The organism is Enterococcus sp. H57 (genome assembly GCF_003112495.1).
Classification (GTDB): domain Bacteria; phylum Bacillota; class Bacilli; order Lactobacillales; family Enterococcaceae; genus Enterococcus_B; species Enterococcus_B faecium.
Genome location: NZ_BEHC01000072.1, coordinates 1 through 19,781 on the forward strand (window position 1 = coordinate 1; position 19,781 = coordinate 19,781).

18 protein-coding genes and 1 pseudogene are annotated in these 19,781 nt (G+C 38.8%); all 19 read left to right on the forward strand.

Annotated elements, in window-relative coordinates:
• Positions 1-92 precede the first annotated feature (92 nt).
• Positions 93-803 (forward strand): annotated as a pseudogene (locus DIZ30_RS12150) (alpha-rhamnosidase); the annotation flags it as partial.
• A 117-nt stretch (positions 804-920) separates the two neighbouring features.
• Complete coding sequence (locus DIZ30_RS12155) at positions 921-2,294, forward strand: MFS transporter (RefSeq protein ID WP_109023231.1); 1,374 nt, start codon at positions 921-923, stop codon at positions 2,292-2,294.
• Positions 2,295-2,568: 274 nt separating this feature from the next.
• Complete coding sequence (locus tag DIZ30_RS12160) at positions 2,569-2,937, forward strand: lactoylglutathione lyase (protein WP_002296407.1); 369 nt, start codon at positions 2,569-2,571, stop codon at positions 2,935-2,937.
• Between the two features lie 180 nt (positions 2,938-3,117).
• The gene (locus DIZ30_RS12165) at positions 3,118-4,059 is read left to right on the forward strand and encodes a rhodanese-related sulfurtransferase (protein ID WP_002324948.1); all 942 of its coding nucleotides are present in this window, start codon (positions 3,118-3,120) and stop codon (positions 4,057-4,059) included.
• 68 nt (positions 4,060-4,127) lie between these two features.
• Positions 4,128-4,859 carry a metallophosphoesterase gene (locus tag DIZ30_RS12170; RefSeq protein ID WP_002326966.1) on the forward strand — a complete coding sequence of 244 codons (732 nt, stop codon included), beginning with the start codon at positions 4,128-4,130 and terminating at the stop codon, positions 4,857-4,859.
• Positions 4,860-5,002: 143 nt separating this feature from the next.
• The gene (locus tag DIZ30_RS12175; protein ID WP_109023232.1) at positions 5,003-7,183 is read left to right on the forward strand and encodes a Tex family protein; all 2,181 of its coding nucleotides are present in this window, start codon (positions 5,003-5,005) and stop codon (positions 7,181-7,183) included.
• Between the two features lie 19 nt (positions 7,184-7,202).
• On the forward strand, positions 7,203-7,685 hold the full coding sequence (locus DIZ30_RS12180; protein ID WP_109023233.1) for a SprT family protein: 483 nt from the start codon (positions 7,203-7,205) through the stop codon (positions 7,683-7,685).
• A gap of 15 nt (positions 7,686-7,700) precedes the next feature.
• The gene (locus DIZ30_RS12185; RefSeq protein WP_002326968.1) at positions 7,701-8,462 is read left to right on the forward strand and encodes a YdcF family protein; all 762 of its coding nucleotides are present in this window, start codon (positions 7,701-7,703) and stop codon (positions 8,460-8,462) included.
• A gap of 130 nt (positions 8,463-8,592) precedes the next feature.
• Positions 8,593-9,927 (forward strand): UDP-N-acetylmuramate--L-alanine ligase, encoded by a 1,335-nt coding sequence (murC, locus tag DIZ30_RS12190; RefSeq protein WP_109023234.1) that lies wholly within the window; start codon positions 8,593-8,595, stop codon positions 9,925-9,927.
• 305 nt (positions 9,928-10,232) lie between these two features.
• Positions 10,233-10,718: a MaoC/PaaZ C-terminal domain-containing protein gene (locus DIZ30_RS12195; RefSeq protein ID WP_002296398.1), complete on the forward strand. Its 486-nt coding sequence runs from the start codon at positions 10,233-10,235 to the stop codon at positions 10,716-10,718.
• The gene (locus DIZ30_RS12200) at positions 10,711-11,394 is read left to right on the forward strand and encodes a Bax inhibitor-1/YccA family protein (protein ID WP_002326970.1); all 684 of its coding nucleotides are present in this window, start codon (positions 10,711-10,713) and stop codon (positions 11,392-11,394) included. The genes DIZ30_RS12195 and DIZ30_RS12200 overlap by 8 nt, the downstream gene beginning before the upstream one ends.
• 125 nt (positions 11,395-11,519) lie before the next feature.
• Positions 11,520-14,165 (forward strand): DNA polymerase I, encoded by a 2,646-nt coding sequence (gene polA / locus DIZ30_RS12205; RefSeq protein ID WP_002326971.1) that lies wholly within the window; start codon positions 11,520-11,522, stop codon positions 14,163-14,165.
• Positions 14,166-14,209: 44 nt separating this feature from the next.
• The gene (gene mutM / locus DIZ30_RS12210; RefSeq protein WP_002325743.1) at positions 14,210-15,046 is read left to right on the forward strand and encodes a DNA-formamidopyrimidine glycosylase; all 837 of its coding nucleotides are present in this window, start codon (positions 14,210-14,212) and stop codon (positions 15,044-15,046) included.
• On the forward strand, positions 15,010-15,639 hold the full coding sequence (gene coaE / locus DIZ30_RS12215) for a dephospho-CoA kinase (RefSeq protein WP_002319135.1): 630 nt from the start codon (positions 15,010-15,012) through the stop codon (positions 15,637-15,639). The genes mutM and coaE overlap by 37 nt, the downstream gene beginning before the upstream one ends.
• Before the next feature lie 49 nt (positions 15,640-15,688).
• Positions 15,689-16,021: a hypothetical protein gene (locus tag DIZ30_RS12220; protein ID WP_002319136.1), complete on the forward strand. Its 333-nt coding sequence runs from the start codon at positions 15,689-15,691 to the stop codon at positions 16,019-16,021.
• Positions 16,022-16,333: 312 nt separating this feature from the next.
• Positions 16,334-16,849 (forward strand): transcriptional regulator NrdR, encoded by a 516-nt coding sequence (gene nrdR / locus DIZ30_RS12225; protein ID WP_002324940.1) that lies wholly within the window; start codon positions 16,334-16,336, stop codon positions 16,847-16,849.
• 22 nt (positions 16,850-16,871) lie between these two features.
• Positions 16,872-18,245 carry a replication initiation and membrane attachment family protein gene (locus DIZ30_RS12230; protein WP_002326972.1) on the forward strand — a complete coding sequence of 458 codons (1,374 nt, stop codon included), beginning with the start codon at positions 16,872-16,874 and terminating at the stop codon, positions 18,243-18,245.
• Positions 18,245-19,171 carry a primosomal protein DnaI gene (gene dnaI, locus DIZ30_RS12235; RefSeq protein WP_002288331.1) on the forward strand — a complete coding sequence of 309 codons (927 nt, stop codon included), beginning with the start codon at positions 18,245-18,247 and terminating at the stop codon, positions 19,169-19,171. Before DIZ30_RS12230 ends, dnaI begins: the two co-directional genes overlap by 1 nt.
• Before the next feature lie 128 nt (positions 19,172-19,299).
• A complete protein-coding gene (locus DIZ30_RS12240; RefSeq protein WP_109023235.1) occupies positions 19,300-19,740 on the forward strand; it encodes a hypothetical protein in 441 nt (146 codons plus the stop codon).
• Positions 19,741-19,781 lie beyond the last annotated feature (41 nt).

The window sequence follows — 19,781 nt, forward strand, 5'->3', positions numbered from 1 at the left end:
CTTACAGTGTTCTATTAAGTCGAGCACAACGACGTTTTGAAGGAACTTTGAGATATTCTTTAGGATATTAAAATTAACTAGCACCACGGGTTTCCTTATATGATTATGTTGCGCATACCAAAGATAAGAATGTCTTAGCAGATCTTTATCTTGTTGCTAAAAAGGCAATTGATTTAGCACTAAAACAAGTTGATATTGAGGGGCGTTTGGTACTGACTGAAGATTTTCCTGTCTTTGTCGATTGGTCGAATGATTTTGATAAAGCAACTGCTGGACAAGCAATCATGATCTATACATTGAAACGATTTTTAAAACTCGCGAAACTATCGAATGAAGCGAATGAAATGTACTATCAAGAAATACTAGAAAAAATGATAAACTTTTCAAACCAAACTCTATTTAATCATGAGAAAAAACAGTTTGTCATTGAAAAAAACAATGAAATAAATGTTGCCAGTCAAGTTTGGATGGTGTTAGCCGAAGTATTTGACAAGCAAACAAATAAGGAAATCATGCTAGAAACGATTAAATATCATTTTCCAATTCAAGGAATTGCGACACCTTATATGTATCATCATGTGGTGGAAGCTTTATTTATAGCCGATTGTCAAGAAGAGGCTATAAAATTGATGAAAGAATATTGGGGAAAGATGATTGAATTAGGTGCAGATACATTTTGGGAAGCTTTTAAACCAGAAGATTTAACCTTTTCTCCATATGGTAGCCCAATTTTAAATAGTTATTGTCATGCATGGAGTTGTACACCAGCCTATTTAATAGGGAAATATCTGATAGGTAAATAGTTAGTTAATTAGGAAAAATACATGGATCAGTTCTTACTTGTTAATGAATTGATCCGTGATTTAAGAAAAAATGAAAGCTGTTATCTCTGTTGGCAGATATAGTAAAGGAGGCTTATTATGGAAACAACACAAATGAGTCTATTAAAAAGAAAGTGGTTGACAAAATGGCGACAACGGATTGGTTATGGGGTATCTGACTTCGCATGTAATCTTATCTGGCAAGTAATTTCGCTCTATCTCTTATATTTTTATACGGATATCATGAATTTGAACGCTGCAGCAATCAGCCTGATGTTTGTAGTGACGCGTTTTGTAGATGGTGTGACAGATTTATTGGTTGGCTACTTGATCGATCACACGAATACACGCTGGGGAAAATCACGACCGTATTTTCTTTTTGGAGCAGTTCCTTTTGCACTTTTTGCTTTTTTGTGTTTCAATGTGCCTGATTTTTCTAATTCAGGAAAATTAGTGTATGCATATGTCACATATCTTGGTTTGTCTTTTGCATATACATTAGTAAATGTACCAATGGCATCGATTTTGCCAAGTTTGACAAATGATACAGAAGAAAGAACGGCACTATCAACTTCTCGAAAATTTTTTGCTTTCCTAGGTGCAACGATTGTTAGTTTATCTGTTTTGACACTTGTTGCTGTTTTTGGTAAGGGAAATGAACAATTAGGCTTCAAGATTGTCATGGGAATGTTTGGCGTAATCAGCTGTCTACTATTCTTTTTTACATTCTCCGCTGTTCGAGAATTGCCTGTCCATGGAACAAAAAATCCTTCATTCAAAAGGGTCTTTACGTCTTTGAAGCAAAATAAACCTTGGATGATCTTTGCAGTCAATATCCTGTTTATGTGGACCAGTTTTTTTATTCAATCAAGTGCACTAGTTTATTATTTTTCTGTAGTGATTGGAAGCAAGACACTTTCTATTACTGTAGCGACGATTATGTCAATTGTTCCTATGTTTGCAAACTTTTTTGTTCCTATACTTGCTAAACTATTAGGCAAAAGAAATTTATATCTTTTATCCGCAAGTATCCAGTTATTAGGATTGATAGTTATCATGTTTGCTGCTAAGAATATAACACTGATACTTGTTGGTACCTTTATTTCAGCCATTGGTTACGGAGTAAAAGAAAGTATTTATTTTTCGATGCAAGCAGATCCAGTTGATTTTGGTGTTTGGAAGACAGGTGTGAATGTTTCTGGTTCACTTTCTGCAATTAATGGCTTTTTAGGGAAAGTTGCACAGGCAATTTCTGGTGGTGTAGCGGGTGCCTTACTTGCTTGGGGAATGTATCAACCTGGAGAAATCAGACAATCCGGAAAGGCAATTTTTGCCATTCAAGCGATGTATCTTTATGTACCAATGCTCTTGATTATCTGTTCGATAGTAACAATGATGTTTTATCATCTAGATAATATTTATCCCCAAATAAAGGCCGATTTGGAAATGAAGAAATCTTTGGATGTCAAATGATAAGAAAAGTAACTTAGATGAGAATACTAAGTAACAAGAGGTTGTGACTTGTTTTTAGTCACGACCTCTTTTTTTTATTTATTCCATATAAATACACATTATTTATTCCGAAAAGTGAAAGCGTAAATAACAAAAACAACCAACTTATTTATTATTAAAGAAAAGCGTATTTAAGTAGGACGATTCTGTTGAGAGCTTTCGTAGATTTTCCCATTTTCCTATGGTAAACTGACAAAGTTGAGAATGTTAGAACAGATCGTTTAGGAGGAAACAGATGTTTACGAATGAAATAAAAATCATGCTTTATGTGGACGATGTAGAAAAAAATGCAACGTTTTGGAGAGCAGTTGGCTTTGCAGAAAAAGATCGTCAAGAAATGGATGGGACGCTTATAATTGAAGTAGGAGTTGAAGATAGTCAAACCTCATTTCTGTTATATGATCGAGCATTTGTTGAGTCCCATTCACCTGGCACAGCTACTAGTGCCCCATCTTTGATGTTTTACAGTAAAGATATCTTTGGACTATATAAAAAAATGCAGACGCAATCAGTCACATTAGGTGATATGGTACAGCTTGGAGAAGAATATGTCTTTAACTTTGCTGATCCCGATGGCAACTACTTTGCGGTTACAGGTAAATAATAGAAATAAAGACTTTGTTTTTCTGTGCGAAACAGGAAAGCGAAGTCTTTTTAATTCAAATAATAATATTATGTAAACAAAAAAACTTTCCATGCGTAATTATACACAAGCAAATAAATCGTCAAATGCGAACGCCTTCTTTATACTGTTTAGGAACGAAAAGAAGGAAGGAAGAAATACATGGATTATCAAGTACTGCTTTATTACAATTATACAAAAATCGAAGAACCAGAGGAATTTGCCAAAAATCATTTAGCCTTTTGCAAATCTTTGGATCTTAAAGGTCGTATTCTAGTAGCTGAAGAAGGAATAAATGGTACTGTGTCTGGAACCGTTGAAAACACAACTGCCTATATGGAAGCAATGAAAGCTGATCCTCGATTTGCTGATACGATGTTCAAGATCGATCCAAGTGAAGGACATGCCTTTAAGAAGATGTTTGTAAGATACCGTCCAGAGCTTGTAAGTTTAAAGCTAGAAGAGGACATTGATCCAAACCAAGTGACAGGTGCTTATCTTTCACCGCAAGAATTTAAAGAAGCTATTTTAGATGAACAGACAGTGGTGATTGATGCACGGAATGATTATGAATATGACTTGGGACATTTTCGAGGGGCTGTACGCCCAGATATACGCAGTTTTCGAGAGCTTCCAGACTGGATCCGCGAGCACAAAGAAGAATTTATGGAAAAACGGGTAGTGACCTACTGTACTGGTGGCATTCGTTGCGAGAAGTTTTCTGGTTGGCTTGTCCGTGAAGGATTCAAAGATGTCGGACAGCTGCATGGCGGTATTGCTACTTATGGTAAGGATCCTGAAGTCCAAGGAGAATTATGGGACGGCAAGATGTATGTGTTTGATGAACGGATCGCTGTCGATATCAACCAAGTAGATAAACAAATCGTCGGTCGCGACTGGTTTGACGGAACACCATGTGAACGATATATCAATTGTAGCAATCCTGAGTGCAATCGTCAGATTCTTGCTTCCATTGAAAATGAAGAAAAACATTTAGGAGCATGTAGCATAGAGTGTGCGAAACATCCGCGCAATCGTTATGTTCAAGACCATGGAATCTCTCCAGAAGAAGCAGAACTGCGGTTTACAGCTTTAAGCAAATAGAAAACAATAGTTTTGATTGTCGACCATTTCCAATATGCGCTATACTAGCGTTGAGGATGGTGATCTATATGAAATCATTACTTTATGCTATTGGGGATGTCCATGGCAAATATGAGCTTTTTGAAAAACTTATTCACTATTATGATCCAAAGATCCATCAGCTTGTTTTATTAGGGGATCTCAATGATCGAGGTCCTCGTACAAAAGAATGTTTTTTATTAGGAAAGCAATTAGTCGAAGAAACAGGAGCCATTTACCTCCGGGGAAACCATGAAGAATATTTTTTGCAATTTCTGCAATCACCGGAGGACTGGTATGCGCCTTATATGAGAAATGGTGGAAAAGAAACGTTTGAAAGCCTGCTTCACCCAGGGGCATCGGAGGAATACTCCCCAACTGAAATCTCGATGATGATCCAATCGAGATATTCAGAACTGATTAAATTTTTAGTCCAGCGCCCCTTGTATTATGAATGGGAAAATTATCTTTTTGTCCATGCCGGTGTGGATTTGACAAAGAAAGACTGGCGTAAGACAAGTCTAAGAGACTTTATTTGGATAAGGGAACCATTTCATGAAGGGAAAAACAATACAGGTAAGACAATTGTATTTGGACATACGATTACACCAATGCTCCATGGAGATATGCAGACAACAGACCTCTGGATTCAGGATCATAAAATCGGAATGGACGGTGGGGCTGTATTCGGAGGGTCATTGCATGGGGTTGTTTTTGACAAGGAAGGTATTCTTCAAGATATTGAATATCAGAACAACGAAGGACCTTGGCATGGAATCTGACTAATGGAAAGAATGAAGGAGCTGTGACTTTGTTGCGGCTCTTTTTATTTGTATAGAGAATATTGTTTCTTTCAGTAGTTTAACCCAGGATAAAAAGTATGATAGAATAAAGAAGCAATTTTTAGCAGAAAAGAGGCATTTTAATGACGGAAAATTTGAACCAGACGATCATTCAGCTTGTACAAAAAGAGCTTTCAGACTATCGTCCTAAGCAGTTGACTACTGTACTTAATTTGTTAAATGAAGGAAACACTGTTCCTTTTATCGCGCGTTACCGAAAAGAAATGACTGGAAGTCTTGATGAAGTCCAGATTCGTGAAATCGAAGAGCGGTATGCATATCTTGAAAACTTAGAAAAACGTAAAACTGAAGTGATTCGGCTAATCGATGAACAAGGGAAACTGACTCCCGAGTTAGAAGCAGAAATCACCCAAGCCGTGAAAATGCAACAAGTGGAAGATTTGTATCGTCCATACAAACAAAAACGACGGACAAAAGCAACGATTGCTAAAGAAAAAGGACTTGAACCACTCGCGAAGTGGCTGATGCAGCTTACAGATGGAGAGGTGCAATCTGAAGCAGAAAAATATATTGACAAAGAAAAAAAAGTCTCTTCTGCCGAAGAAGCGTTGCACGGTGCTCATGAGATTATTGCTGAACAAGTCAGCGATAATGCAAAATTTCGGACTTGGATTCGGTCTTATACGTATAACAAAGGTATGTATGTCAGCAATGTCAAGGATGAGCAAGCAGATGAAAAAGGCGTATATGAAATGTATTATGACTTTGCAGAACCCGTCCATAAAATGGTTTCTCATCGAATATTAGCTACTAATCGTGGAGAAAAAGATGATATTCTGAAAGTATTCCTTCAAGTAGATGAAGCAGCAATTTTAGCTTACTTGGATCGCCAAATAGTCAAAAATCCTGCCTCTCCTTCTTCTTCATTCGTCAGAGAAGCCTATCAGGATAGTTATAAACGCTTTATTCAGCCAGCAATCGAGCGAGAACTGCGCAATGAATTGACTGAAAAGGCAGATGAGCAAGCAATCGCTATTTTCGGTGAAAACCTCCGTAATCTTTTGTTGCAACCGCCACTAAAAGGTAAAGTTGTCCTGGGATTTGATCCGGCTTATCGTACTGGATGTAAACTAGCAGTCGTAGATGCGACAGGGAAAGTTTTAGCAATCGAAGTTATTTATCCTCATAAACCTGCAGCGCAAGCAAAAAGAGAAGCTGCTGGACCAGCTTTTATCCAATTAATTAATAAATATCAAGTAGATATGGTAGCTATCGGAAATGGTACAGCCAGTCGGGAATCTGAACTTTTTGTGGCTGAGCAGTTGAAATCCGCCGACCATAAAACCTATTACGCTATCGTCAACGAAGCAGGCGCTTCTGTTTACTCCGCTAGCGAAATTGCACGAAAAGAATTTCCGCATCTACAAGTTGAAGAAAGAAGTGCTGTTTCTATTGCCCGTCGCCTGCAAGATCCTTTAGCTGAATTAGTCAAAATCGATCCTAAAGCTGTCGGAGTAGGCCAGTACCAACATGACGTTTCTCAAAAACGTTTGGCTGAACAATTGGATTTTGTTGTGGAAACAGCGGTTAACCAAGTAGGTGTGGATGTGAATACAGCAAGCCCGCAGCTCTTGCAGCATATATCAGGATTGAATAAAACAACTGCCCAAAACATTGTCATTTATCGTGAAGAAAACGGAGAATTCACCGCACGAACTCAATTGAAAAAAGTGCCACGCTTAGGACCAAAAGCATATGAACAAGCAATCGGATTCTTGCGAGTCCCTGGTGGGAAAAACATTTTGGACAACACAGGTATCCATCCCGAAAGTTATTCTATTGCAAAAGAAATATTAACTTCAGTCCAACTTTCAGAAAAAGAGCTTGGTACAGAAGAAGCAGTAGAAAAATTGACACGATTATCCGTAGAGAAACTGGCTGAAAGCCTATCAGTCGGAGAAGAAACGTTAACCGATATTTTAGCTGGGCTGACACAACCTGGACGAGATATGCGTGTTGAGATGCCAGCGCCCTTATTACGTACAGATGTATTGAGTATGGAAGACTTGAAACCAGGGATGGAATTGACTGGAACGGTCCGTAATGTCATTGACTTCGGCGCATTTGTTGATATCGGTGTGAAGCAAGACGGACTTGTCCATATATCGAAACTCAGCAAAAAATTCGTCAAGCATCCTACAGATGTCGTGTCAGTAGGAGATATCGTAACAGTTTGGATAGAACAAGTCGATACGAAAAAAGGCAGAATCAGTTTGACGATGCTTTCCCCTTATGAAGAGTAACAATGAGGAGTAACAAAAATTGACACAAGAAGAACTGCAGCAGTTAGTAGAAGAGATATCATTAAAAAGCTTCCAGCTTCCTTTCAAGCACCAAGCAATGTTCAATCCACGCTTACGTACAACTGCCGGGCGCTATCATTTAAATGATCATCATTTAGATTTTAATGCGAAGCTATTTGAAGAGTCAGACGAAGAGACGATTGCAGGAATCATCAAGCATGAACTTTGCCATTATCATCTTCATCTAGCTGGAAGAGGGTATCAGCATAAAGATATGGATTTCAAGTATCTTTTGAAAAAAACAGGAGGGTTGCGCTATGCACCAGCCTTGACGAAGAAACAGATAAAGATGGAGTATTATCGATGCCAAGATTGTTCTGCCACGATCTGCCGCAAGAGAAGAATCGATGTACGCAAATATCGTTGTGGAAGATGTCATGGGGAAATCAAATGGATTGAGACAAAAAGAGAAGACTTTAATGAAGCACAAAAAATCAGATGAAAGGATGGAAGGCCTTTGGAAAAAAGTGAGCAGAGGAATCTAAAAGACTGGAATCAGCTATTAAATTTTTTAGCCGCACCTGAAGAGGGAAATTTTGAGGAACTGACGGCACCTACACTTATTTTAGCTGGAAACTGTCTTCCTATCTTAGCTGATAAAGCAGCACAAATGTATTTAAATGGCCAAGTAGATCAATTGTTTTTGGTCGGAGGGGTGGGGCATGCGACTAGAATCCTTTATGAGAATTTTGAAAAGCAAGGATTTCATTTTGAAGATGGCATGAGTGAAAGTGAAATCTGTCGTCAGTATCTAAAAGAAGTCTATGATTTGCCCGATAAGGCTTTTCTGATAGAATCGAAGTCTACAAATTCTGGAGAGAACGCCACTTTTTCACTGGAGATTCTTCATTCCTTAGGAGCTGTACCAGAAAAAATCTTATTGATGAATGATCCGACACTGCAACGCAGGACTCAAGCAACTTTTGAGAAAGTATGGAAAAGTGAACAAACTATTTTCGCGAATGCTGTGCCATTTGTGCCGGAAATCCTTCACTTTTCTGAAGAGATCATCTTTACAGCAAAAGAACTGAATCATCAATGGCCTAAGGAATATTTCCATGCGCTAGTATTAGGAGAAATGGAACGACTCCATGACGATGAGAACGGCTATGGTCCGAAAGGAAAAGATTTTATTCCTCACATTGATATATCAGAGGAAGTTTGGTCTTCTTACACCAGAATTAAAGAGTCAATAAAAACGGATTTTTCCCGTACTTGACCATTTTAGCAAGCGAATCCTCCTTTCCAAATAAATTTGGTTGAAATTTTCAATCGTTTATAAGATAATGAGGAGCGTGTTGAATGTAATAGCTAAAAGAATGGACGCTAGATAAGAGAAGAGGATTCAAATGGAAAATCAAAATAAATTGTATCATTTTGTTGGTATCAAAGGTTCAGGAATGAGCTCCTTGGCTCTTGTTTTACATGAACAAGGTCTAAATGTCCAAGGATCAGACATTGAAAAATATTTCTTTACACAAAGAGATTTAGAAAAAGCAAATATCACGATTCTGCCATTTAACGCAGATAATGTAAAACCAGGGATGACGATCATTGCAGGAAATGCATTTCCTGATTCACATGAAGAAATCCAGCGAGCAAAAGAATTAGGTTTGGAAGTGATTCGCTATCACGACTTTATTGGTCATTTTATCCAAAACTATACGAGTATCGCTGTAACAGGCTCTCACGGAAAAACAAGTACGACTGGACTGCTCTCTCATGTATTGAGTGGTGTCCGTCCAACAAGTTATCTAATTGGAGATGGAACAGGACATGGTGATCCGCAAGCGGAATTCTTTTCATTTGAGGCCTGTGAATATCGCCGTCATTTCCTTGCCTATTCACCAGACTATGCAATCATGACCAATATCGATTTTGATCATCCGGATTATTATACAAGTATCGACGATGTATTTACAGCTTTCCAAACAATGGCTGGACAAGTGAAAAAAGCTATTTTTGCGTATGGTGACGATGCTTATTTACGCAAATTAAAAGCATATGTGCCGATTTATTATTATGGTGTCACAGAAAACGATGATATCCAAGCACGAAAGATCGAACGCACAACTTCTGGTTCTGCTTTTGATGTCTATCATGGGGATGAATTTGTTGGGCACTTCACTGTACCAGCATTCGGTAAACACAATATCTTAAATGCTTTAGGTGTTATTGCAGTAGCTTATTTCGAAAAACTGGATCTGAAAGAAGTGGCAGAAGAAATGCTGACTTTCCCAGGAGTAAAACGTCGATTCAGTGAAAAGATCGTAGCAGACATGACCGTAGTCGATGATTATGCGCATCACCCTGCAGAGATCAAAGCAACGATCGATGGCGCACGCCAAAAATATCCAGATAAAGAAATAATTGCAGTTTTCCAACCTCATACGTTTACGCGTACGATTGCATTGATGGATGAATTTGCAGAAGCACTTGATTTAGCTGATAAAGTTTACTTATGCGATATTTTTGGTTCGGCTCGGGAAGAACAAGGAAACGTTAAGATCGAAGACCTTGGAGCGAAAATCAAAAAAGGTGGAGAAGTCATCAAAGAAAATAATGTATCTCCATTGTTAGATTATCATGATGCAGTAGTAATCTTCATGGGTGCTGGAGATGTTCAAAAATTTGAACAAGCGTATGAAAAACTTTTAAGCAGCACGACGAAAAATGTACTGTAATACAATTACTGCAGTGTCCTTATAAAAATAGAAAGAGGGGGAGTGGCAAAAATCTTGCCAAGCTCCCTTTTTTGCAACTTATGATAAACGGCGTTCAAAATCTTGCATCTGCGGTAATAAGTCCAGCCAAATCAAAAACATGAGAAGCTGTTTTTCTTGGCTGTTCTTATTACTTGATGCAGGGCAGCTTTTTGACGACCTCTGTAAACTATAGGAATCTGTTAAATCAAGGGAGCAGAACTTGCCTTTTACGCTACTTTTGGTACAATAATGTATGATTAAAAATAAACTGGAGGGTTTCTATCTTGAACATAGGTAAGCCGAGAAAACTAGGAAAAACAATAAATGAAATCGAGGAAGGCGACTCGTTGTCCTTAACAGAATCTATTGAAGATAACCAGCTTTTGCTGTATTTGGGATTGACGAATGATGCAAATCCTTTGTATATCCAACATGACTTTGCACAAAAAACAGAATATCAACAGCCAATCGTTCCATCAGTGATGCTGATGGGGATCATCACAAGTGCAATTTCAAAGCATCTTCCTGGACCAGGATCACATGTTGTCAATTTTTCTGTCAATTTTATTGAACCGGTTTTCCATTATGAAACACTGACTTTTCAGTTTGAGGTCATAAAAGTAGATAAGATGAAGGATGTGGTGACGATTTCTGTAGAAGCGGAGAATACGAACGAAGATCGTGTGTTGGATGCTGTCGTTATGGTCCAACCGCCACAAGTTCCTGAATTGGAAATAGCAATCGAAAGTGAAGGTGAATTGAATGAATAATCCAAGTACATCAATGTCAGGTATCAATCGTTTTTATGCAAAAGTTTATGGATTTTTAGGTATGGGACTTGCCCTTAGTGCAGTCACTTCTTACTTGGCTCTTTGGGTATTTCCTTTGCAATTAGCAACTTTTATCAATAATTTTCCACTAGGCTTTGTGGGTCTGTGGATCGTTGAACTGATTTTAGTAATGGTTCTAGGCGTAAAAGCACAAAAGAATCCGAGCTTAGCAATCGGTGGATTTATTGCCTACTCTCTTTTGAATGGCATAACATTAGCGGTTACTCTTGCATACTACGATATTGGAACAGTAACGCAAGCTTTCTTGACAGCTACTTTGATGTTCATGGGGATGTCTGTTGTCGGAGTAACAACAAAAAGAGATCTTAGCGGGGTTGGAAGAGCAGGACAGGCAGCTTTAATCGGAGTGATCATTGCACTAGTCTTGAACATCTTCATTTTGAGAAGTAGCGCAGTTGAGCTGTTCATCTCCCTACTGTTAGTCGTCATCTTTGCAGGGATCACAGCTTATGATAACCAAAGCATCCGTAATATCTATGTCCAGACAAACGGAACAGCACATAGTGGAATTGCTGTATTCATGGCATTGAAGCTGTATTTGGACTTTATCAACTTGTTCTTGGCGTTTCTGAGAATCTTTGGACGGAACAACTAAAAAAGAAAAAAATTCATCAGTTGGGGCTATACCGAATTATTTGGTATGGTCCCGCTTTTTCTTTTCGCATTCCGCAGGATTCTTTGTTAGAATGAATAAGAACTTTACAGTAAGGAGTTAAGAAGATGACAAAAAATAAATTATTACTCGTTGATGGGAACAGTGTGGCTTTTCGCGCATTCTTTGCGCTTCACAATTCTCTTGAACGTTTCAAAAATAGAAACGGTCTTCATACAAATGCAATCTATGCATTCAATACGATGTTTGAAAATGTTATGCAAAAAGAGCAACCGACTCATGTTCTGGTTGCGTTCGATGCAGGAAAAACGACTTTTCGGACAGAAATGTATGCGGAGTACAAAGGTGGAAGATCCAAAACACCTGGCGAATTCAAAGAACAAATGCCATATATACGTGATTTGTTGACAGGACTAGGGGTACAGTATTACGAATTGCCCAATTATGAAGCAGATGATATTATCGGTACTTTGGCAGAAAAAGTAGACAAAGATCAATTTGATGTCGTCGTGCTTTCAGGTGATCGGGATTTGACTCAATTAGCTAGTAAAGAAGTAAAAGTGGATATCACTGTAAAAGGTGTCAGCGATATCGAAAGCTATACACCAGAACATGTAGCGGAAAAATATGATGGGTTGACGCCAAAACAGATTATTGACATGAAAGGACTAGCCGGAGATGCCTCTGACAATATCCCCGGTGTGACTAAAATCGGTGAAAAAACAGCTATCAAGCTATTGAAACAATATGGCTCAGTCGAAGGAATTTATGAACATATCGATGAAATGAAGCAAAGCAAAATGAAAGAAAATCTGATAAATGACAAAGAGCAGGCTTTCTTATCGAAAAAATTGGCGACCATCAATACTTTAGCGCCTGTGGATGTCTCTATCGACTCATTGAAGTATGAAGGGAAAAATCTCGATAAACTCGTTCCGTTTTATAAAGAAATGGATTTCAATCAGTTCCTTTCTAAATTGAATATCGTAGAAGAAGAAGTAAAAATGGATGATATTTTGTTTGAAGTCGTTCATGAATTCAAAGAGGAAATGTTTACTACGGATATGGCGTTGTACGTGGAAATGATGGGCGACAATTATCATACAGAGGAAATCGTCGGAGTAGCGTGGGGGGCAGAAAAGAAAATTTATGTCACGAACGATCTATCTGTATTCGAAAACCGAGCGTTCCATTCTTGGATCACTGATCCGACTCGGCTGAAAAAAGTATATGATGCGAAACGAACTTATGTTGCTTTAAACCGCTATACTGGAAAAACGAAAGGAATCGATTTTGATGTCTTGCTAGGTGCATACCTTCTCGATACGAATGAAAAAAGCACAGATATCGAAGGAATAGCTGCTCATTACGGATACAACGATATCCAATCAGATGAAGCTGTATACGGCAAAGGGGCGAAAAAAGGTTTACCAGAAGAAGAGGAACTCTTTTTTGCTCATTTAGCGCGAAAAGTAGCTGCAATCAATGCGTTGACACCAAAATTGAGCCAAGAACTGGCAGATAAAAACCAAGAAGATCTTTTCCGGAAAATGGAACTGCCATTGTCTATCATTTTGGCAGAGATGGAAATAAGCGGGATCAAAGTAGATGCGACTCGCTTACAAGAAATGAAGGGCGAGTTCTCTGCTCGCTTAAGAGAGATCGAACAAAAAATCTACGAAGAAGCCGGCGAAGAATTCAATTTGAATTCACCAAAGCAATTAGGAGTGATCTTATTTGAAAAAATGGGATTACCCGTTATCAAAAAAACAAAAACTGGATATTCCACAGCTGTAGATGTACTGGAACAGCTTCGTGAACAAGCACCAATCGTAGAGGATATCCTCACCTATCGTCAAATTGCAAAAATTCAATCTACCTATGTCGAGGGACTGCTGAAAGTGATCCAATCAGATGGGAAAGTGCATACCCGTTATGTCCAGACATTGACCCAAACAGGACGATTAAGCTCTGTTGATCCTAATTTGCAGAACATCCCGATTCGATTAGATGAAGGGAGAAAGATACGTCAGGCATTTGTTCCTAGAGAAAAAGACTGGCTGATTTATTCTTCTGACTATTCACAAATCGAGTTACGCGTACTTGCGCATATCTCAAATGATGAACATTTGAAAGCTGCCTTCCTAGAAGGTCAAGATATCCATGCCAGCACAGCGATGCGTGTATTTGGAATCGAAAAGGCAGAGGATGTCACACCAAATATGCGTAGGCAGGCAAAAGCAGTGAATTTTGGTATCGTGTATGGCATCTCTGATTACGGACTTTCACAAAATCTAGGAATCAGCCGAAAAGCAGCACAGCAATACATCGATACGTACTTTGAAAAATACCCAGGTGTCAAAGAATATATGGAAAGAATCGTACGCGAAGCAAAAGACCAAGGCTACGTCGAAACGCTGTATCACCGCCGTCGATATCTGCCAGACATCAATTCAAGAAATTACAATATCCGTTCTTTTGCGGAACGAACAGCTATCAATACACCAATCCAAGGAAGTGCTGCAGATATTTTGAAAATCGCGATGATCGAATTGGATAAACGATTAAAAGAAGCAGGTCTTCAAGCTACGATGCTGTTACAAGTTCACGATGAACTTGTCTTCGAGGTACCGGAAAAAGAACTTGAATCATTAGATAAATTGGTGAAGGAAATTATGGAACAAGCTGTTTCTCTTCATGTACCATTGATCACTGACAGCAGTTGGGGAAAAACGTGGTACGAAGCAAAATAAACATTGTTTAAGACAGAGCAATATAATGAAGGTGAAAAGAAAAAATGCCAGAATTACCAGAAGTAGAAACCGTTCGTAAAGGATTGGAACGGTTAGTAGTAGGAAAAACGATTCAAAAAGTTCAGGTCTTGTGGCCCAAGATCATCGAGCAACCAGAGACACCCATCTTTGAGGCTTCTCTTGTTGGCGAAACCATCCAATCCATTGGACGTAGAGGGAAGTTTTTAATTTTTCATCTCGATCATTATGAACTGATCTCACACTTGCGAATGGAAGGAAAATATCAATTTACGAAAGAAAATACACCAATCGATAAACATACGCATGTACTTTTCTTTTTTGAGGATGGAAGCCAACTTCGCTACAACGATGTACGAAAATTTGGTCGTATGACAATCGTCGAAAAAGGAGCAAGTGCAACTTACCGAGGAATCATGAAATTGGGACCTGAGCCTTTGCCAGATAGCTTCTTATTAGCAGATTTTGCAAATGGACTGAAAAAGTCCCACAAAGCAATCAAGCCATTGCTGCTAGACCAACGTCTAGTGACTGGTCTAGGTAATATTTATGTAGATGAAGCATTATGGGAAGCGAAGATCCATCCAGAACAACCGGCGAACACACTGCGCCCCAAAGAGGTAGAACAATTACGTCTATCGGTCATTGATGTTTTGGATCGTGCAATAGAAGCCGGAGGTACCACGATTCGCAGTTATTTGAATGCATTAGGAGAATCAGGCGGATTTCAAGTAGCACTGCATGTCTATCAGCAAACTGGCAAACCATGTATACGTTGTGGGACGCCGATCGTGAAAACAAAAGTGGCACAAAGGGGGACGCACTATTGTCCGAATTGTCAAAGGCTAAAAATCGCAAAGTAGGATTTGTTTTAGGTTTGACGGGTGGAATAGCTACCGGTAAAAGTACGGCAGCCAAAGTCTTTCAGTCTCATGGATTTCCTTTGATCGATGGCGATGTGATTGCCAGAGAAACTGTTGAGCCTGGAACGCTTGCTCTGAGGAAAATTGTATCAGTGTTTGGCCAAGAGGTATTGCAGTCTGATGGGCAGCTAGATCGAGGGAAACTTGGGATGATTGTTTTTCCATCAAAGGAAAAACGGCAAAAACTTGATCAGCTATTAGATCCGTTTATCCGAAAAGCGATAAAAGATCAAATCGCCTCTCTAAGTTCCAATCATCCTTTAGTAATTGTAGATATCCCATTGCTCTACGAAGGTCATTATGACCACTATATGGATGCAGTAGCTGTCGTTTATACTACGCCAGAAACTCAGCTTCAGCGTTTGATGAAACGTAATCAACTGACGCTAAAACAAGCGCAGCAGAGAATTAGTAGTCAGCTTCCAATCGAAGAAAAAAAGCAGCGTGCGGATATTTTGTTCGACAACAATGGAACAAAAGAAAAACTTGTGGGACAAATCGAAAATTGGCTTTTTGCTAATCGCTTTCTTTGAGTATCTGTGTCAATTTTGCTATCCTGAGTATAGAAAGCGAGGGATAGCGATGGGATCATTAAAAAATCAAAAGGATAAAGTCGTAGGTAACGCAAAAGAAAAAATCGGCGAGATACTCAATAAAGAAAATCTAATCGATGAAGGTCGTACGCAATCAGAAACAGCAGAAGAAAAAGAAAAGCAGTACCAAGCAAGAATCGATGAAATAGAAGACCAGCAGGCAGAAGAAGAAGCGAAGCGGCAAGATTTGACTCAAGAACGAAAAAATCCGACACCTGATCGTAGTAAAACACCGCTCCCAGAAAGTGACCACATTCCCGATGAGCAAAAAATCGAGGAACAGCGAATGAAACACTATACAGGAATCGAAGAGAAGTTATAAAATAGTAAAAAATCGAGATGTGACTTGAAGCAGATGAGAAGGTGTTCATCTGCTTCAAGTTTTTTGTGCTAGATGACTAAATCAGCTTTTGTGTAAGTTATTTCTCAGTAATCAAGGTGATCAGTATTGGAAAATTGAAATTTGGTAAGGACAGGGAACACAATTACGCATGAAAGTAGAAAAAATTGTTCTTATATCCGTGTTTTTTTGGTAGGACAGTCGCGTTTGTGATTTGTTTCGTGTTATAATACAACTAGTTGTAAAGAAAGACACACCCTTTATATAAAAATGCGATGCAAGAGGTGAGACAAAATGAGATGTCCCAGATGTCAACATAATAATTCACGAGTAATCGACAGCCGTCAAGCAGATGATGGACGTGCGATCCGTCGCCGTCGCGAATGTGAGAATTGTTCGTTCCGATTCACTACATTTGAACGAATTGAAGCTGCTCCGTTATTAGTAATCAAGAAAAACGGGGAACGCGAAGAGTTCAATCGCGATAAAATTTTAAGAGGACTCATCCGTTCAGCAGAAAAAAGACCTGTAGCTATGGAACAAATGGAACAAATCGTCAACCATGTCGAAAACCGCGTACGCAGTCTCGGAGAAAACGAAGTATCGACGAATCTAATTGGTGAATATGTGATGGAAGATTTAGTTGATTTAGACGAAATCGCTTATATTCGTTTTGCAAGTGTTTATCGCCAGTTCAAAGATATGTCTGTTTTCTTAAAAGAATTGCAAGATATCGTGGATAAAGCAAAAGAAAATAATAAAGAGAACAATAAAGAAAACAATAAAGAAAACAATAAAGAAAACAATTAAGAAACAAAAAGGAGGCATTTCCTTGGAAAATGCTTGGAAAGAGCTTCAACCAAAAAATATTTACCAAGGAAGAAAAGCGGCTCCGCTGAGAGAAGACAGCAAGAACGCCTTGCTGTATCTTTATCAGCCACTAATCGGCGGAGAAGCCTTGAGTATCTATTTCACCCTGTTATCAGAAATCTCTCAAGAATGTGGCAAAGGTCCTGAAGGGATGCATGCAGATCTGCTTAGTAGTCTAGGCTGTGGTATCCCGCAATTTTATGATGCAAGAAAAAAGCTAGAAGGAATCGGCTTACTGGATGTTTATTTTAAAGAAGATAGTGATCTGGGACCTCGTTTTATTTATGAGCTGTTAGAACCACTCATTCCTAAAGCATTTTTCAAAGACTCTGTTCTGGCTTTTCTTCTTCTGGAAAAAGTTGGTGAACGACGATTCCAGAAGCTTACCAAATTGTTTGAACCTAAAAGGCATACAGCAGAGGGATATCAAAAAATCACAAAAAAATTTTTAGATGTTTATCGCTTCAATGAAGCAGTGTACGCTGCTAATCAAGAAAACATCGAATCACTGAATAAATCTTTTGAAGAATCTGAATCAGTAGCATTACTTGAAGCAGATTCGACATTCGATTGGCAGTTTTTGAATGATTGGCTGGCAAAAAAACATATTGCAAGTCTTGATGATCCAATCATCAAACAAGTCGACATGTATCATCAGCTTTACGGTTTCGATGAATTGACACTTGGCGAACTGATCAGTCAATCTTATGACTTTAGTGAACAAAAAGTATCTGAAAAAGAACTGCAAAAAGCCATTTTGGCAATGCAGAGACGTCCGGTGAAGCAAACAAAAGAAACAGTTGCGGTTTCTGAAAACAGTAATGAACCCTCGTCAAACGAACATTTGACAAACGCAGCGCTTCAGCTGATAAAAGAAGCACAGAGCATTCCACCGATGAAATATCTGGAAGCAATCAAGTCAGAAAAAGGCGGATATGTTTCTAAACAAGAAAACTGGTTACTGCAAGATCTTGTTTCTCAATCAGGTCTTTCCAGTAGCGTGATCAATGTTTTGCTGAATTATGTACTAGTGATCAAGAATAATGCTAGCTTAAATGCCAGTTATGTAAATACAGTGGCAAATGAATGGGCACAAAAGAAAATCGCCACAGCAGAAGAAGCAATCCAGCACATTCGGCAAATAAGTAATCAAGCAAAACAATCAAAACAAAAGAAGCAAACAAATTATCAAACTGGCAAGCGAAATGTTCGACGGGAAAAGCTTCCTGATTGGGTCAACCAGCCAAAAGATGAAAAACAGATCAGCAGCGAGAAAAAAGCAGAGATTGACCGCCGTTTTAAAGAATACCTGGCAAAAAAGGAGGGTGACATCTAATGGAAGACGTAGGCAAAGAATTGAAGAGGATCATCAGCAAACGCAATTATCAAGAAAAGTATGCTGAAATGATCGCTGAAGTCTTAAATGATGCGGATGTTCAAGCTTTTCTAAGCGCACACCAAGAAGAATTGACACAAGCGGATATTGAAAAAAGTTACGCTAAATTGTATGAATTCGTGCAAGAAAAGCGTAAATATCAAAAAAACGATCCAACGATGATCGCTCCCGGCTATGAGCCGAAGCTGACGTTGAATTTTCATTATGTGGATGTCACTTATGTACCAACGGAAGCATTGTTAGCACGGCAAAGACAAGAAGAAATCAGAAGCCGAGTAAAAGCAATGGATATGCCAAAAGATATTCAATCGGCTTCTTTTGAAAACTTTGAACGTACAGATGGACGAGGATATGCGAGCTTAGAAGCCCTAGATTTTGTAGAGAAATATACTGCTGATCCAAAAGGATATCATAAAGGACTGTATCTAGTAGGAAGTTTTGGTATTGGAAAAACATATTTATTAGGAGCAACAGCGAGAGAATTAGCGATTGCTGGATTCACCACGACGCTAGTCCATTTTCCGACATTTGCCGTTGAGATGAAACAGGCAATCGGAAAAGATCAAGTGGCAGAAAAGTTAGATGCAGTGAAACGTTCACCTATTTTGATGATCGATGATATTGGTGCAGATGCGATGAGTAGTTGGATACGAGACGAAGTATTCGGTGTTATCCTTCAATATCGGATGCAGGAACAGTTACCAACCTTCTTCTCATCGAATTTTACAATGGATGAATTGGAACAGCATTTGTCCGTCACTCAACGTGGAGATGAAGAGCCGCTAAAAGCGAAACGGATAATGGAACGCATACGTTATTTGACAAAAGAAATCGAAATGACTGGTCGCAACCGACGCAATGGTTGAACAGTTGACAAGTCCAACTGACATTTGACCTAGTAGTAAAAGCAGGTCAGCGAATCATTATATGGACAGAAATGACCGGAGACAATCACCGCAACAAGTAATGCAGAAACTTAAACGGAGGATTTTTTATGAGGGCTATTTTTTCTAGTATATCTGTAGTTGGTCTATTTTTTCTTTTAGCAGGCTGCGGTAGCGCAGATAGCAACACAGGTTCTGTTGATTCGATTGATGCGGGTCAAACAGTAAAAACAAGCAGTACGAAAACGGAGGGACAAAGCATATTTGTCGGAATGATTGAAAGTATCACTCAAGTAGAAGCAGAAGAAGAAACGCTTCAGTTGAAACTCGTCGACGTCATGGCCAAAGAAGATCCAGCGAATATGGGAACGTCATTCAGCAATGACGGAGTGATCTTAAATGCTACTGCTGAAAAAATAAGCGTGGACATAAATGAATTAAAAATCGGTGACAAAGTCCAATTTACATTAGTTGAGATGCCGATCATGACGATGTCTATCCCACCGCAAGTTCCTGGAGATTCGATTATTGATGTTTCATTGAACAAATAACCAACAACATTTTTTCAAAAATAAGAAAATGTTGTTTTATA

Bases quoted from the DNA above. Each gene is read 5' to 3' on its own strand.
- DIZ30_RS12155 (WP_109023231.1), top strand. From the start codon at position 921: ATGGAAACAACACAAATGAGTCTATTAAAAAGAAAGTGGTTGACAAAA.
- DIZ30_RS12160 (WP_002296407.1), top strand. From the start codon at position 2,569: ATGTTTACGAATGAAATAAAAATCATGCTTTATGTGGACGATGTAGAA.
- DIZ30_RS12165 (WP_002324948.1), top strand. From the start codon at position 3,118: ATGGATTATCAAGTACTGCTTTATTACAATTATACAAAAATCGAAGAA.
- DIZ30_RS12170 (WP_002326966.1), top strand. From the start codon at position 4,128: ATGAAATCATTACTTTATGCTATTGGGGATGTCCATGGCAAATATGAG.
- DIZ30_RS12175 (WP_109023232.1), top strand. From the start codon at position 5,003: ATGACGGAAAATTTGAACCAGACGATCATTCAGCTTGTACAAAAAGAG.
- murC (WP_109023234.1), top strand. From the start codon at position 8,593: ATGGAAAATCAAAATAAATTGTATCATTTTGTTGGTATCAAAGGTTCA.
- DIZ30_RS12200 (WP_002326970.1), top strand. From the start codon at position 10,711: ATGAATAATCCAAGTACATCAATGTCAGGTATCAATCGTTTTTATGCA.
- polA (WP_002326971.1), top strand. From the start codon at position 11,520: ATGACAAAAAATAAATTATTACTCGTTGATGGGAACAGTGTGGCTTTT.
- mutM (WP_002325743.1), top strand. From the start codon at position 14,210: ATGCCAGAATTACCAGAAGTAGAAACCGTTCGTAAAGGATTGGAACGG.
- DIZ30_RS12220 (WP_002319136.1), top strand. From the start codon at position 15,689: ATGGGATCATTAAAAAATCAAAAGGATAAAGTCGTAGGTAACGCAAAA.
- nrdR (WP_002324940.1), top strand. From the start codon at position 16,334: ATGAGATGTCCCAGATGTCAACATAATAATTCACGAGTAATCGACAGC.
- dnaI (WP_002288331.1), top strand. From the start codon at position 18,245: ATGGAAGACGTAGGCAAAGAATTGAAGAGGATCATCAGCAAACGCAAT.
- DIZ30_RS12240 (WP_109023235.1), top strand. From the start codon at position 19,300: ATGAGGGCTATTTTTTCTAGTATATCTGTAGTTGGTCTATTTTTTCTT.